Genomic DNA, 14,406 nt, shown 5'->3' with positions numbered 1-14,406 from the left:
AGCAAAATTCAACAGAATAAAAGCAATCACAACAGTATCTTATTAACATTAAAATTTTCGTAAAAACCCTTTTTAGTTAATTCAATTTTTAAATTATATCTATATTAATTTAAATTATGGGAACCCGCTATAATTTTTAAAATTTCATCAATCAGCTAGTTTTCATATGTTAAAATCATTTCGTACTCAAATAAAAATTTTTTCTGCCCTAAGATTCAAATGACTAAAGTGTTTTATTAAGTGCTAAATTTACATTATCAAATCAATTTATTTAAAACAAAAATAAAAATATTAATTTTGTGCTGTTTCTGTATATGCACTTTTATGCTATCAAGGTTGTAAGGGTAAGAATTGGTGAATAATTATTCCGATTTTTAATTTTCACTACTTTAGTTTTTATTAATTCACTATTTAAATTCGTTAATTCATAAAAAAACAAGGTTAGGTAAAAATCATGAAAAAGAAACCTAAAAAATTTAAAGTTACTAATGTTTTTGTATTTACTGCTTTGTTTGGAATCTTATCTACATCGTGTGGCGGTGCACATAATTCTAGGACTCCTGAATTAAATAGTAATAAATCTAAAATTGACGCAACAAAATCAAGACAAGCACAAGAAAACACTTCGCAAAACTTGAATGAAAATGAGACATTAAAAGAAAATCAAGACGAACAAGAAAATAAAAACAATGAAATTGCTGTAAATAATGCTATTCTTGCAAATGAGAAACCGGAAGAATTTATCGATTCAAAATCTTCTATTTTACCGCTTTCTCCAAAAGAAGAAATTTCGAAATTTTATAAAAGTTTTGATATTTATGAAACTTACCATGTTAATCCAAAAGAAGCAGATAAGTTAGCGGAAGATGTTGACGTTTATAGTTTGTACTCAATTGATCAAATTAATAAAGTTTTAGATACAAAGAAATTGTTACCTAAATTTCCAGAGTCATTAGAAAATGCTGGATATCGTGTTAAAATCCAGCAACCGAAAGTTAATTCTGAAAAGGGCGAAATATCGTTTCGATTATTTGTTTACCGACTTGCTGGAATAGTCTATGAATACTATTCTTATGATGGTGATATAACTGTTTCTAAAACTAAAGTTGGCGATCTTATAGAAGATGCTTCTAACAAACAGTTGAAAGCAACAAAGGCACACGTTCAACAAGAAAAAATTGATGCATCAGGATTAAACTTTACTATTGATGGATATCTAAAAGCAGTTTATAAAAAAAATGAAATTCCTGCTAACACCCCTTATGCTGTTGCTCATGATTTATCATTTAGTCTTCGTTTTATCAATTCAGGTGGCTATAATGCTAATAAGGATGGCAATGGGTCGCAACCTTTTAAAAATCTTCATTCATATACAGCAACCGGAACAAGTTGATTGTTTGACTATAATACTGAAAAAATTTCTACCGATAAAGGGTTTGTTTGAACCGGTTATTTTGCCACTAATATTCATGTAGCAGATGGTTTACTAAATCCTGATGATAATGATCCATACAAACCCCCAAAACCAACTGTTAACAAAGAGCAAAAACTAGACACAACCGTTCAGTTTTCATTAGGAAAATTTGATAATTCTAATCATCCCCTACTATCGTCAACTTTACATGAAACCTACTTAAGCTACGTGAAACTAAAAAACCTTCCAAAAACACAATTTGCTGCGATTAATTTTTTTGACGCAAAGACAAAGGTTAAAGTAAGAAGTTTATTAACTGGTGATGTTGTTGACACAAGTAAACGTGAGGAAGATTTTAACCCTTATATCGATTTTGCTGTTTTAGCAATTTCCATTAATGTCGTTAATGAACCTTTAACATTTCAAGAAGAAGCCGAAAAGGCTGTTTACGATAGTTGAATTACTCCAGCGATCACCCGACTTAATACTTTCAAATCTGGAAAACCCGAAGATCAAATAACTAAAAAAAGTTTATTCGATGATACTGATTACATCCATAGTGATAGATTAAAAGAAATGCGAGGATTTGTTGCTGGTTATCCGGTATTACATGGTTTTAGAGAACCATATAATGTTGAGGCTTTAGGTTTAGAAAAACGATCTATTGGTTCTAGTCCGATTTGGTCATTAAATTCTTATGGAAATAATCTTGATCAAGGACAACCATTCGATGTAAAAAATAAATGGGATCGTTTTCGCGAATGAACCGATTATGGTACGCCTTTAGGCATGTATAATCAACGTTTAAGTCGTAACTGAATCCAAGAATTCCGTGGCAAAAAGTACCGCCAATACGGATTTAGTTATGTTTTACACAATACGAATTTATCAGGCGGTTCTTCTGGAAGTATGTTGCTGAACCAAAATAATCAAATCATGGGAATTTATTTCGGAACATTTGGCTTAATTGATCCACAAGGAAATAATATTAGCCTTTCATTAGGATTAGCCAATGCTATAAAAATGGACATTAATCCAAATACGAAACGTGGCCGGGCTTTAACTGAAATCGGATTAAAATCTTACGATTTGATTAACGGAACCGATCAGATGATTAATTCGTATAAAACTTCATTAGGCAATAACAAAGACACTTTTTTATATCCAAGACATCTATAATTTTTTTAACAAATAATAAATAATAAAACCTTGCTTGTTGCAAGGGTTTTATTATCTTTATTTCGTAAGTTTTGGTTTAATTTTACTTGGTGTAATAATCCGATTTTGTTTTTTTAAAGTCCGAATTGTTCTTGCACTAACCTTTACTTTTACCGCTTTACCATCATCAGTTTTAATATTAACTTTTTGTAAGTTTAGGTTTCACCGACGCTTGGTAATATTCATTGCGTGTGAACGATTATTGCCACCGAGTGGACCTCGATTTGTTAACTCATCACGACGTGCCATAGGTTGTTCTCCTAATTTGTTATTATTAATATTGTATCTAGAAAATTAAAATTTATCAAGAATTTTTCGTAATTAGTTAAATCAGCTTGATTTTTAGTTTGCGAACTTAAAAACAGGTAAAAAGAAACTTTGGAGATATTTAATTTACTGTAAGCGTTTAAAAAGATGCCAGTAAAAAATTTTGAATGCTTTTGACAGTCATTTATCTTTAGTTAAAAATTTAGCATTGTATTTAATTCTTAGTTGGTTAACTTCTTCGAGTTTTTGGTAAAAAAATGCCATTTTGTTTCATTTTTTGAATAATGAGTAATGAACACAAAAAGTCGAAACTAAATCATTATATTTGCCATTGATCATTGCTTGACGCCATTTTATATCAACAACTTTTGTTGCTTGGAAAGCAAATAATTCTGAATAAACATCAATTAGTGCACGGAAATTAGCGATAACATTATCAACCGAATTAGTTGAAGTTATGCTATTTTTCCTGCGTAAATACTGGACAGCATAACCATTTCAAAAACCGATTTTCCTAGCAGCTGAAAAAAGTTTGCATAAGGGAACTGAATCTTCATAACGACTGCCTTGAAACCAAAGCGAATCGCCTTGAGTTTTAACAAATTTAGTTTTAAATAAAACTCCTCAAAAATAAACCCAATTATTACAATATCATTCCAATGGATGATTTGGGGTTTGGTATTTTTGTTGCATAAACGGTAGCGTTCAATAAGTGTTTCAAAACTTGATAGCAAATTTTGATTTAGAGACAACAAAATCAAAATCCGGATCTTTAATGAATTCATTAAGCATTTTTGCTAGTGCTGATGGGTATAAAAAATCATCATCATCCATAAAGAAAAAGAAGTCTGTTGTCACCAAATCAAAGAGCTTCTTGCGTATTAATCCAATCCCTAAATTTTGTTCATTGCGATAAACCTGAACACGCGAATTGTTTTGAACATGCTTGCAAATGTGTTCATAGGTTCCATCACTTGAACAATCATCAATAATAATAACTTTAATATTTTTAAAAGTTTGTTTTAACACCGAATCTATTGTTCGCAAAACAATTTTTTTTGAATTATGGGTCGGAATTAAAACGGTAATTTTTGGATTTATGCTACAGTTCATTAATTTTAATAAATGTGATTTTGTTTATTATAAATTACTATAAGCGTATCTTGGATTAATTTTCAATGGATAAACCAGGCACAAACTTTCAGTAAAGTTAGCACTTTTTCATATTGAGTGCTAATTTTTTGAAAATATTGTGTATAATTGATGACGTAAAATTTTCAATGGTTTGAACAATTTACAAAAAGTATTGGTGAAAGGAATCAATGTGATTATGGCCGATTCAGGAATTATTATTGGAATTGACTTAGGGACAACAAACTCGTGCGTAGCAGTCATGGAAGGCAGCCAAAAAGTTGTTTTAGAAAACCCCGAAGGAAAAAGAACGACCCCTTCAATCGTTTCGTACCGTAATGGAGAAATCGTTGTTGGTGATGCTGCTAAACGCCAAATGCTAACCAACGTTAACACCATCTCCTCCATTAAGCGTTTAATGGGAACTAACAAAAAAGTTACCATTAATGAAAACGGGGTTGATAAGGAATTATCACCCGAAGAAGTATCTGCACAGATTTTAAGTTACTTAAAAGATTATGCCGAAAAAAAGACTGGTAAAAAAATTACCCGAGCGGTAATTACGGTTCCAGCTTATTTTAACGACGCCGAACGGCAAGCGACCAAAACAGCTGGTAAAATTGCTGGGCTTAATGTGGAACGAATTATTAACGAACCAACAGCTGCCGCATTAGCTTATGGTATTGATAAATCAGGTCGGGAAATGAAAGTTTTAGTTTACGACCTTGGGGGCGGAACATTTGACGTTTCATTATTAGATATTGCTGATGGCACTTTTGAAGTTTTAGCAACAGCAGGTGATAACCGGTTGGGTGGTGATGACTGGGACAACCGGATCATTGATTGAATTGTTGATAACATTCAAAAAGAAAATCCAACGGTGAAAATTCGTGAAGAAAAAATCGCGATGCAACGTTTAAAAGAAGCCGCAGAACGGGCTAAAATTGAGTTATCAGCTCAGTTTGAAACAACTATTTCGTTACCATTTATTGCCGTAACTGCTAGCGGACCAGTTAATGCTGAATACAAATTGACCCGAACCAAATTCGAAGAATTAACCAAAAATTTACTTGAAAGAACCCGCACCCCAATTAGCGACGTTTTAAAAGAATCAAAAATTAAAGCGGAAGAAGTTGATGAAATTTTACTAGTTGGTGGTTCAACAAGAATGCCAGCTGTTCAAAAACTTGTAGAAGGCATGATTCCTAATAAAAAACCAAACCGCTCCATTAATCCCGATGAAGTTGTAGCGATCGGTGCTGCTGTCCAAGGTGGGGTGTTGCGTGGTGATGTTAAAGACATTTTATTACTTGATGTGACCCCATTAACCTTAGCGATTGAAACATTGGGTGGAGTTGCAACAGCATTAATTAAGCGAAACACTACCATTCCGGTAAGTAAAAGCCAAATCTTTTCCACCGCCCAAGATAATCAAGAAAGTGTTGATGTTTCCATTTGCCAAGGGGAAAGACCGATGGCTCGTGAGAACAAGTCGTTAGGAACATTTAGTTTAGGTGGCATTCAGCCAGCCCCACGCGGTAAGCCCCAAATTGAAATCACCTTTAACATTGATGCCAATGGTATTCTAAACGTTAAAGCTAAAGACTTAACAACAGGTAAAGAAAATAGCATTACCATTACAAATAGTAGTGATTTATCAGATGCTGAAATCGAACGCATGAAAAAAGAAGCGGAAGAAAACAAAGAACGTGATGCAATTATTAAAGAGCGAATTGAAATGCGTTACGAAGGCGAAGGTATCGTCAATACAATTAGCGAAATTTTAGCATCCAAAGAAGCCGAACAGTTGCCGAAAGAAGAACGGGAAAACTTACAAAAAATTACCGATGGCATTAACGGTGCTCTTAAATCTGAAAATTGGGATGAATTAAAAAAACAAATTGAAGGATTTAAGAAGTGACGGGACGACATGACTAAAAAATATGCCGGTGCCCAAGCTGGCGGTGCTGACAAAAAATAATTGGCTTACTTAGCAATATCAATTTAAAAATTTCTAGGTTTAGGCCTAGATTTTTTATTTTTTTTCAAATTTTTCACAAATTTAAAAAGTTTATGTAACCATGTTATTGTTCATTTACCGTAACACTCTTACACTTCGGAGTGTTATTTTTTTAGATTATCTTTAAAATTTAAATGGTTTTTTATTAATTACTGAGTAGTACTGATTAATTTTCATGCTAATAAAAACCATTTGCTATAATTTAGGGTTTAATTTAAGAGATTTTTTTAGGTTTTAATTGCAAGAAATAATGGTTACATTACAGGACTCATCTCTGCTTATTATTTTTAAATAAAAAATTAACGGATGCTTATTTTATCTGCAATAAACCTTAATTTACAAAGATATTCTGTTTTTATAGCATTATTTATATTGAGTGTTTAATTAAAAAACCCTTTGATTAAAAATAAAAAGCACCTAAATTTAGGTTACTTTCTTTGATTTTTTCTATACATGCAAATATCAAATGTTTAATTAATTGGTTTGGAATTAATTACTAAACTATTTTGAATCAACTTTTGGTTTTCACGGTTTTTATCATTCACTTTCATGATTGCAAAAGTTCCCCCAACAATTACGCCAATTACTAAAACTATCAAAAAAACTACAATTATAATTCGTAATCATCGTGGTAGCCGGTTTAGTTTAGACTCACTTTGGTATTGGTATATTTGATCAATTACATCAAACTTTTCGATGTTTTTTTTGTCTAAACTTGCTCTTGACGAATTAGTTAGTTCTTGTTGTTGATGAGGTTTTAATTTCCTTGAACTAGACATTATTAATAAACACTTGCAGCATTGTTAATGATTTCAACAACGCTTGATTTAATGTTCTTTAAAACTTCTTGTTTTTCGCTCAAATTAAAGCGAACAGTAAATTCTGCAATATTTTCTGCCGAAATTCAAACACGTTTATTTTGATCTTCATAAACACTAATTGATAGGGGCAACATTGTGGCCATTCATGGTTTGACTTGCATTAAGTGGGTTCCAGCAACAGGATTACCAAAAACGACCGTTTTACTATAATTTAGATCCATGTTCGCTGATAATGCATTTTTTTGATGATCGATTTCTGCAAAAATTGTATTCTTTTTAGACAGAATCAATTTACGAAGTTTTTCATAAGTTTGAGGGGCATTTAAGTGTGATTCAATAGTTGTAAACAAATCTTGATTTGCATCAATCATTACGTCTGTTTTATAACAAGCAGCAATTTGCCGTGCTAGTTCGTTAGCATGTAAGTTGCCTTTAGTGGCTAAAATGGTTACACAAATTAAATCTTCGCGTGCTGTAAATCTTGATAAGTAGGTTGTAAAACCACTAGCATTATCATAAATATCCATAAAACCTTTAGAATTAGTAAATTGTCATCCGCATGAAGCGTTGTATGTTTGTCCGTTTAACTCAAAACCATTATAAATAAATTTGCGATTTTGCTCTTCTTTAATTAAAATTGTGCCAGCTAGAGCGATATCCCAAAAACTAACTTCGTATGCTGTGGAATAAACATCACTATAACCGCGCAAATTTAAGTCTAAATAGGATTGATTATCTTGACTTGTTGCAAATTCAAAACCATCAATAAATGTGGCATCGTGTTTAAATTTTTCATGATTTTGAATGCTATTAACATCTTCTTGAATTTCTTTTTTCGATTTGTTTTTAGCAAAAAAAGTGTTTTTTAATTTTAAGCGTTCAAATTGGTTTTTAGTCACATAGTCTTCGTAAGCCATTTTTGTCACATAATCTAAAATCAACGCTAACAAATAAAAGTTCGATGGGTTTCTAGTAACTTTAGTATTAACAGGATACATTGGTTGATGCCCTAAAATCATTTTTAAAACATCAATTTTTTCATAAACTTTTTGCGGATCGTAATTAATTAGTTTTGTAAAGTCAATTAATCCACTAGTATGTTGTAACAAGTTTCTTACAGTAATCGTATTAAAAATTTGGTCAGCACCCCTAAAAAATTTGGTAATTGAATCTTCTAAATCTAACAACCCCTCTTCGTATGCTTGCATTACAGCAATCGCCATGTATCCCTGGGAAATTTTGCCAATTGGAAAAATAGTGCTCCCACTAACTAGTTTTTCTCCGCCCAAACCTAAAGAAGCCACCCCATAATTTGCTACACGGGTAATGTAAGGGGCTTGAACAATTGAAAGTGCTAATCCTTCGACTTCATTTTCTTCCATAAATTTGGCGACTAATTTATCAACATGAGCACCATTAAAATTGATGTCATAACTGCCACGAACGTTATTTTTCATTTTGCTTTTTTCTTTCCTTATTAATAATCAAAATTTACTATCATATTACCACATAATTATATAAGTACAATTTGTTTTAAAAGAAAAAATGTACTTAAAAAATAATGGTTTTAGTTATTAAAGTAAATTAGCAAATTTTTGGTAATTTGTTGATTTTAGTCTTTTAGAAAACGATATTCGATCCAGCGTTAATATTATTAAAGAATTACCTTTAATTTTTTAAAAAAGGAAAACTTTTAAATAAGTCTGAATGTAGTAGGATTCCGTGCTGAAATTTTAGGTGTTTCTCAAAAATTTTATTTCCATTAGCAATTAAAGCACTTTCATTTTCAATCGGAATGGCTTTTTCGCCAGATTCGTCACAAATCATAATCGACTTTTGTTCGTTTTTTTCATAAAAACTAATTGGTTGTCAATCATACTTGGTAGCTAAATATGTTAAATTATTCTTTTGTTTTGATAATCTATCCCAGATTTCGTCACGTCTTTTTTTACTCTCATAAAAAATAATTTTGTATTCATTTTTGATATAAAATGAATTTAAGATATTTTTTAAATCTTGATCTTGTGTTGCTTCATAAATATGGGCTAAAAACGTTTCAAAAGAATGATCACCCATTTGTAAATAGTTGTTAATATTAATGCTGTTTACACCCTGATTATTAAATAAAACATTTAGTACATCACTAATATAATCAAAAGCCGTGCAGGAAAACTTTTTGTATTCAGCCAAATATTTAATTCTTTTAAATGCCAGCCATAACACGGCACTAGCCAGAACGGTTTTATCATTTAAATAAACAGTTTGGTACATGTGAAATCGCCCAACTAAAAAATTTTCAATCGTTGGGATTGCTTTTCTAGAAAAAGCAACACAGTTTTGCTTAGGAATAAAGTAGATCCAATGTAATAAAACATTAGCATCGATTTGACCATAACTAGCACCTGAATAATAAGAGTCGCGTAGCAAGTAATCAATGCGGTCAACATCGAGTTGCGATGATAATAATTGAATCATTCAGTGAGTTAAATTTTTATTATTTTCATTTGCAGTAATTAAGTCGGCCACATCTTGCGGATTCACGTGATGTTTTTTTAAAATTGGATAAATTTCACCCTTTGGGTTAGTAATTAGTTTTGCGGACATTTCTTCATGCACAAAACCCTTTTGATAATTGATACAAAAGTCAGAATAAAAATACTCTTCAAACGCATGGGAATGCGGACCATGACCAATATCATGTAAAAGAGCCCCGCACAATAACACGTTTACTTGTTCGTTTGTGATTTTAGAAAAGCTAGGATTTTTTAAAATGCGACGCATAATTTCATACACGCCTAAACAATGGGAAGCACGCGTATGGGTAGCACCCGGGAAAAATCGTGGTGATAACCCAAGTTGTTTAATTTTTTGCAGCCGTTTAAATTCGGTCGTTTCTAAGATTTCATAAATTCATTTATGGTCAATTTCAAATACAATTTCGTTATGAATGGGATCTTTTAGAAACTGTGTTTTTGCATTCGAGTCACTTTGTAATATGCGGTATTTATTGCTTGTTGATAAATTCATTACAACCCTGCGTTTTGAATAAATTCTTCTAAAACTTGGCAAATTTTTTCTTGGGGATACATGGCAATAATTTTGTTTAATTCTGGACCATGACTGCGGTTAGAAACAGCTAGCCGTATTGGCATAAACAGACTCTTCCCTTTAATGTTTAATTCGGTTCCAAGGGTAATAATGACCTGTTTGATTTCGTTTTCATTCCACTGTTTTATTCTTTTTAAATTATTAACAAAACGGTTTAAAACGATCTTGTTGGCCGGGCTGTTTTTAATGAAATTTTGATCTTCTTTGTTTAAAGCATTTCATGACAGTTTCACGAGAAAATTGTCAGTAATTAATTTTGTTAATTCTTGTGCATATTGTAATTGTGGTTTAAACAATAAGGCTAATTCCTTTTTCTTCGAAACTAAAAGCGAGTTAGTGACTTCAAAAAAGGAATCAACAAATGATAGATAAGAGCTATCGTTCATTTTTTTAAAATACGTATTGGATAATCAATTTAACTTTTTTATATCAAAATAAGCAGGAGCTGAATTAACCCGTTCAATGGTAAATTTTTTAATTAAATCATTGATTGATAAGATATCCTGGTTTTGTTCATCAGTTCATCCCAATAAGGCCATAAAGTTAACCATTACTTCAGGCAGATAACCCTTAGTCCGGAATTTCTCAATAAATTGTTCGATAACCAAATTTCTTTTGGATAATTTTTTTCCCGATTCATCAACAATGATTGGTAGATGAGCATAAACGAATTGGTCTTGAAAATTTAGTGCTTTTTTAATAGCCATCTGGTATGGGGTATTAGAAAGGTGCTCTTCGCCACGAAGGATGTGGGTAATTTTCATATCATGATCATCAACTACGCATGCAAAATTATACATGGCAATGTTATTGGATTTTAAGATCACCGGGTCAGTCATTGCCGAAGAAGGAACACTAACATTTTTGCGAATTAAATCATACCATTCATAATTGGTCTTATCAGGCAATCTTAACCGAATTGCAAACGGAATATTCGCATTAATTTTGTCTTGGATTTCTTGAGCACTCAAAAATAAACAAGTTCGCCCGTATTTTGGTGTTTCACCACGAAGCAAAGCCGTCTGGCGTGCCCTTTCTAGTTCTTCAACTGTGCAAAAACAACGGTACGCTTTGCCTTCTTCTAATAATTTGAATGCTAGTTTTTTATATACCGGGATTTTTTCACTTTGTTTATAAGGACCATTTTCAGTCGGGTTTAAAATTGATTCATCAGGGAAGATATTCAGCCACTTTAAATTTTCTAGTTGTGATTCGGCCCCTTTTTCAACATTTCTTTCGATGTCAGTATCTTCGATCCGAACAATAAATTCACCATTGTAATGCTTCGCGTATAAATAATTAAAAAGTGCGGTTCGAGCCCCACCAATATGAAAATACCCCGTTGGAGATGGTGCATATCGCGTTCTAACTTTACTCATATTCTAATCCTTTAAAATCAACAAAACTACTGCCTGAACCTGACAAAATAATTTTTTTATTGTTAACTACTAATTTATCGTAAATCAGTTTTAATTCAGGATATATTTCAAATGCTGGATACATTAAATCATTCCAAACATTGAGATTATGAAACTTGGGATTGTTTTTATATCTAGCGAACACTTTATTAGTTTCGCAGCAAACATTGTTAATTATAATATTATGGTTAGTTTTTGTCCAATTTATCGGAGTGATGATGTCGCCAATCCCTTTCACCATGGCAATATCATAACTAGATAAAAAAAAGGGAATATCAGAGCCAATGAATTTAGCAATCTGGTAAAAATTAAGTTGATCCTTTTTGGCAATTTTAAAGTGTTGGTAATATTACTTTACAATGACTGCAGCATTTGACGACCCACCACCTAGGCCACTGCCAATAGGGATGTTTTTGATAATTTCAATTCTTAAATTTTTTGTATTTTTATGGTAATTTTCATTCAGAAAAAAAAGTATCTGATCAACCAGATCTTTTTTTACAAAAACAGGGTTTTTAAAGTTGTAATAAAAGATCCCTGGCTGACTTGAATTAAGAATAATTTTGATGACATCATGAAATTGTTTCGATAACAAAAAAACACTATTAATGTTATGTTTTTGTGCATCATCATTAAAATTAGTAATTTTTAAAAATAAATTAACTTTAGGGTATGAAAAGAATTTAGTTATTAATGGCTTCATACAAATCGTGAAATAGTTTTGGTGACAATTCTTGGGGACGGATCATTAAAGGAATTGCAAGTTGCTGAAAAACTTTGTCAATTTTTTCCGCGTTAAAATAATTTTTTAAATTATTCAATAAGGTTTTGCGGCGTTGTAAAAAACACATTTTTAAGAAATTTTGATACTGGTTAGAATCAGCATCATTTGCTAACGGTTTTTTAATAAGTTTTATTAATGCCGATTGAACTTTGGGTTGTGGCAAGAAGACACTAGCATTAATTAAAAATTCTTTTTTCACAATTAGATTAGATTGTAAAAAAACACTAAACCCATTATAGTTACAAGAATTAACTAGTGCACAAACCCGATCGGCCATTTCTTTTTGAACCATGATTATGGCTTTATTAATTTTGTTCGATTTAATAAATTTACCAATCAATAAAGTTGATATTGAATAAGGTAAGTTGCCAACCATTAATACGGGTAAAGAGTTTTTAAACAAGCACTTTCAGTCGATTTTTAAAGCGTCTGCATTAATTAAATGACTTGGTTTAAAAACACCTTCTTTGATTAAATAATCAGACATTCTTTTATCTAATTCAATTGCTAGATAATTATCAGCAAACGTGACGATTTCTTTTGAAATTGATCCTAGTCCTGGACCAATTTCTAAAATATTATGTCCATCAGCATTATCTTTAATAATGTTCACAATTTTGTTAATGATCTTTTCATCAAACAAAAAATTTTGACCCATTTTTTTAGAAGGGTGAAAATTGTTTTTTTTTAAATAACTAATTATTGATTTTTTAAGCGTCACGATTTAAGATTTTATCTAATTTGGACAAACCTTTAATTTTTTCGCGACGTTTAAGGATAATTACGTGAGTAAGATAGGATTGCAAAATAGTAAAGATTGAATTTAAGAACCAATACAAACCAACCCCAGCTGCAGAAAAAGCGGTAATAAAGGCAATAACAACCGAAAAAATTAATTGAATTCGTTTCGTTTTTTTAATTTGTTCAGCACCTTTTAAAGATTGTGCCCGAGCGTTACGGTTTCGTTTTTGAGCCCAATATTGTGGCAATTTTTGGGAAACAAATTGGATGGGAATCACAAGCAATAAAAAGAAAATATATAGATAGCCATTATTAGTAAAGTTACTAAATAATTCGGATGTTGGGGTTTTTGATAAATCCCAAATGGTAAATAGAACTGTTGCTTTAATTGGTCGCAGGGCCGATACAATCCGAAAAACAATTAAAAAAATTGGTAAGGTTACAAACATTTGCACAAAGATCGCCGAAGACTTAATTTTGTGTTTTTTGTACAGTCGCATCGTTTCTAATTGTTTGTTTCGTTTTGATTGCGGATCCTTACGATTTTTGTACTTAGCGTTAATTTCAGCAACTTTGCCCTGAATTTCTGTCATCCTTTCAGTAGCCAACGTCGAATTTAAAGTGATTGACATGGTGATGATTCGGATAATTAATAACAGAATAAAAATGGATAAAAGTGTGTTAAATCCTAACTCGGTTGAATTAGAATTAAGTGGCGTGCGGGTTGCATACATCAACGGTAAAACAATTTGTGAAGCTGGTCAAACAAACCATGCATAGAATGGACCATAAGCTAATGAAAAATCAGAAAATGAAAAATATGGGGTATTGCCACTTGATTGTAAGTCATAACGGTAATCACCAGTTGTACCATAGTTATAACCGATTTCTAAACCTGATCCAAGGCGCGGCGATGTTCCCACTCATGACTCAGCAAACTGCTGGGTACATCCTCACAACCCAACCACTGTTAGAAAAAGAAAAATGGCAATTTTAAGAAATTTATAAAGAACTAAACTTGCTTTTTTTAACGGCTCTTTGTACTTGTTTTCGTTAACAACACTAGCCGATCAAAAAGGGTTAAATGTTTTTGATTTTATTTCACTTGCTCAATATTTAGACATTTAATTTCCTTTTTTAAATTTGTTAAAATTAATCACTTTGTTTATTAAATTTAAAAAATCTTTTTTATTCGCATCGTATTGACCGGTCAAAAAAGCTGTATTGATAATTAATAATAAATCAAGAGAATGATTTTTATTTTGTATACAATCAAAAAAAGTACGAACTTGACGTTTAATTTTATTACGCACAACAGCAGATTTAAAATTAACTTTATTTGTAATAATTGCGATCCGAATGTGCGGCAAACTGTTTTCTTGAAAATGGATTAAGTATTTTTGCGAAAATACCTTTTTTTTGCTTTTCGTAATACTGGCAAAAACTTTACGTTCTGTTAATCGAAATTTTTTTTTCAAAGAAGG

The 14,406-nt window shown here is 31.5% G+C and carries 14 protein-coding genes; 3 read left to right on the top strand and 11 right to left on the bottom strand.

Annotated features, from left to right (window positions below):
* The first annotated feature begins 454 nt into the window (after positions 1–454).
* Positions 455–2,593 carry an MIP family Ig-specific serine endopeptidase gene (locus ABDB96_RS01265; protein WP_343251711.1) on the top strand — a complete coding sequence of 713 codons (2,139 nt, stop codon included), beginning with the start codon at positions 455–457 and terminating at the stop codon, positions 2,591–2,593.
* Between the two features lie 57 nt (positions 2,594–2,650).
* Here ABDB96_RS01265 and rpmB read toward each other — a convergent pair whose 3' ends face one another.
* Together rpmB and ABDB96_RS01255 are read right to left on the bottom strand one after the other, a co-directional pair.
* Positions 2,651–2,881: a 50S ribosomal protein L28 gene (rpmB, locus tag ABDB96_RS01260; protein WP_343251710.1), complete on the bottom strand. Its 231-nt coding sequence runs from the start codon at positions 2,879–2,881 to the stop codon at positions 2,651–2,653.
* A gap of 144 nt (positions 2,882–3,025) precedes the next feature.
* A complete protein-coding gene (locus tag ABDB96_RS01255) occupies positions 3,026–4,012 on the bottom strand; it encodes a glycosyltransferase family 2 protein (RefSeq protein ID WP_343251709.1) in 987 nt (328 codons plus the stop codon).
* A gap of 217 nt (positions 4,013–4,229) precedes the next feature.
* On the opposite strand from ABDB96_RS01255, the gene dnaK reads away from it, so the two are divergent.
* On the top strand, positions 4,230–6,011 hold the full coding sequence (gene dnaK, locus ABDB96_RS01250; protein WP_425528237.1) for a molecular chaperone DnaK: 1,782 nt from the start codon (positions 4,230–4,232) through the stop codon (positions 6,009–6,011).
* A 509-nt stretch (positions 6,012–6,520) separates the two neighbouring features.
* Here the strand turns inward: dnaK and ABDB96_RS01245 are convergent.
* From ABDB96_RS01245 to ABDB96_RS01225, 5 genes are all read right to left on the bottom strand, one after another.
* Positions 6,521–6,829 (bottom strand): hypothetical protein, encoded by a 309-nt coding sequence (locus ABDB96_RS01245; RefSeq protein ID WP_343251708.1) that lies wholly within the window; start codon positions 6,827–6,829, stop codon positions 6,521–6,523.
* Between the two features lie 2 nt (positions 6,830–6,831).
* Positions 6,832–8,328 (bottom strand): serine hydrolase, encoded by a 1,497-nt coding sequence (locus tag ABDB96_RS01240; RefSeq protein ID WP_343251707.1) that lies wholly within the window; start codon positions 8,326–8,328, stop codon positions 6,832–6,834.
* A 211-nt stretch (positions 8,329–8,539) separates the two neighbouring features.
* Positions 8,540–9,898, bottom strand: coding sequence for an HD domain-containing protein (locus ABDB96_RS01235; RefSeq protein WP_343251706.1), 1,359 nt, complete (start codon positions 9,896–9,898; stop codon positions 8,540–8,542).
* On the bottom strand, positions 9,898–11,358 hold the full coding sequence (gene gltX, locus ABDB96_RS01230; RefSeq protein WP_343251705.1) for a glutamate--tRNA ligase: 1,461 nt from the start codon (positions 11,356–11,358) through the stop codon (positions 9,898–9,900). The genes ABDB96_RS01235 and gltX overlap by 1 nt, the downstream gene beginning before the upstream one ends.
* On the bottom strand, positions 11,351–11,482 hold the full coding sequence (locus ABDB96_RS01225; RefSeq protein ID WP_343251704.1) for a hypothetical protein: 132 nt from the start codon (positions 11,480–11,482) through the stop codon (positions 11,351–11,353). Before ABDB96_RS01225 ends, gltX begins: the two co-directional genes overlap by 8 nt.
* A 24-nt stretch (positions 11,483–11,506) precedes the next feature.
* Between ABDB96_RS01225 and ABDB96_RS01220 the strand changes: the two genes are divergently transcribed.
* On the top strand, positions 11,507–11,659 hold the full coding sequence (locus ABDB96_RS01220) for a hypothetical protein (protein ID WP_343251703.1): 153 nt from the start codon (positions 11,507–11,509) through the stop codon (positions 11,657–11,659).
* A gap of 87 nt (positions 11,660–11,746) precedes the next feature.
* Here ABDB96_RS01220 and ABDB96_RS01215 read toward each other — a convergent pair whose 3' ends face one another.
* From ABDB96_RS01215 to rnpA, 4 genes are read right to left on the bottom strand one after another with little or no spacing between them, the layout of a single operon-like run.
* A complete protein-coding gene (locus ABDB96_RS01215) occupies positions 11,747–12,100 on the bottom strand; it encodes a GHMP family kinase ATP-binding protein (RefSeq protein ID WP_343251702.1) in 354 nt (117 codons plus the stop codon).
* A complete protein-coding gene (rsmA, locus tag ABDB96_RS01210; RefSeq protein ID WP_343251701.1) occupies positions 12,081–12,902 on the bottom strand; it encodes a 16S rRNA (adenine(1518)-N(6)/adenine(1519)-N(6))-dimethyltransferase RsmA in 822 nt (273 codons plus the stop codon). The genes ABDB96_RS01215 and rsmA overlap by 20 nt, the downstream gene beginning before the upstream one ends.
* Positions 12,892–14,046: a membrane protein insertase YidC gene (gene yidC / locus ABDB96_RS01205; protein WP_343251700.1), complete on the bottom strand. Its 1,155-nt coding sequence runs from the start codon at positions 14,044–14,046 to the stop codon at positions 12,892–12,894. The genes rsmA and yidC overlap by 11 nt, the downstream gene beginning before the upstream one ends.
* Positions 14,047–14,400, bottom strand: coding sequence for a ribonuclease P protein component (gene rnpA / locus ABDB96_RS01200; protein WP_343251699.1), 354 nt, complete (start codon positions 14,398–14,400; stop codon positions 14,047–14,049).
* Positions 14,401–14,406 lie beyond the last annotated feature (6 nt).

Origin of the sequence: Mycoplasma amphoriforme A39 (assembly GCA_000723365.1) — a bacterium.
Taxonomy (GTDB): domain Bacteria; phylum Bacillota_I; class Bacilli_A; order Mycoplasmatales; family Mycoplasmoidaceae; genus Mycoplasmoides; species Mycoplasmoides amphoriforme.
The sequence above is the reverse complement of the archived record's forward strand: the minus strand, read 5'-3'. Positions and strand labels throughout refer to the sequence as shown.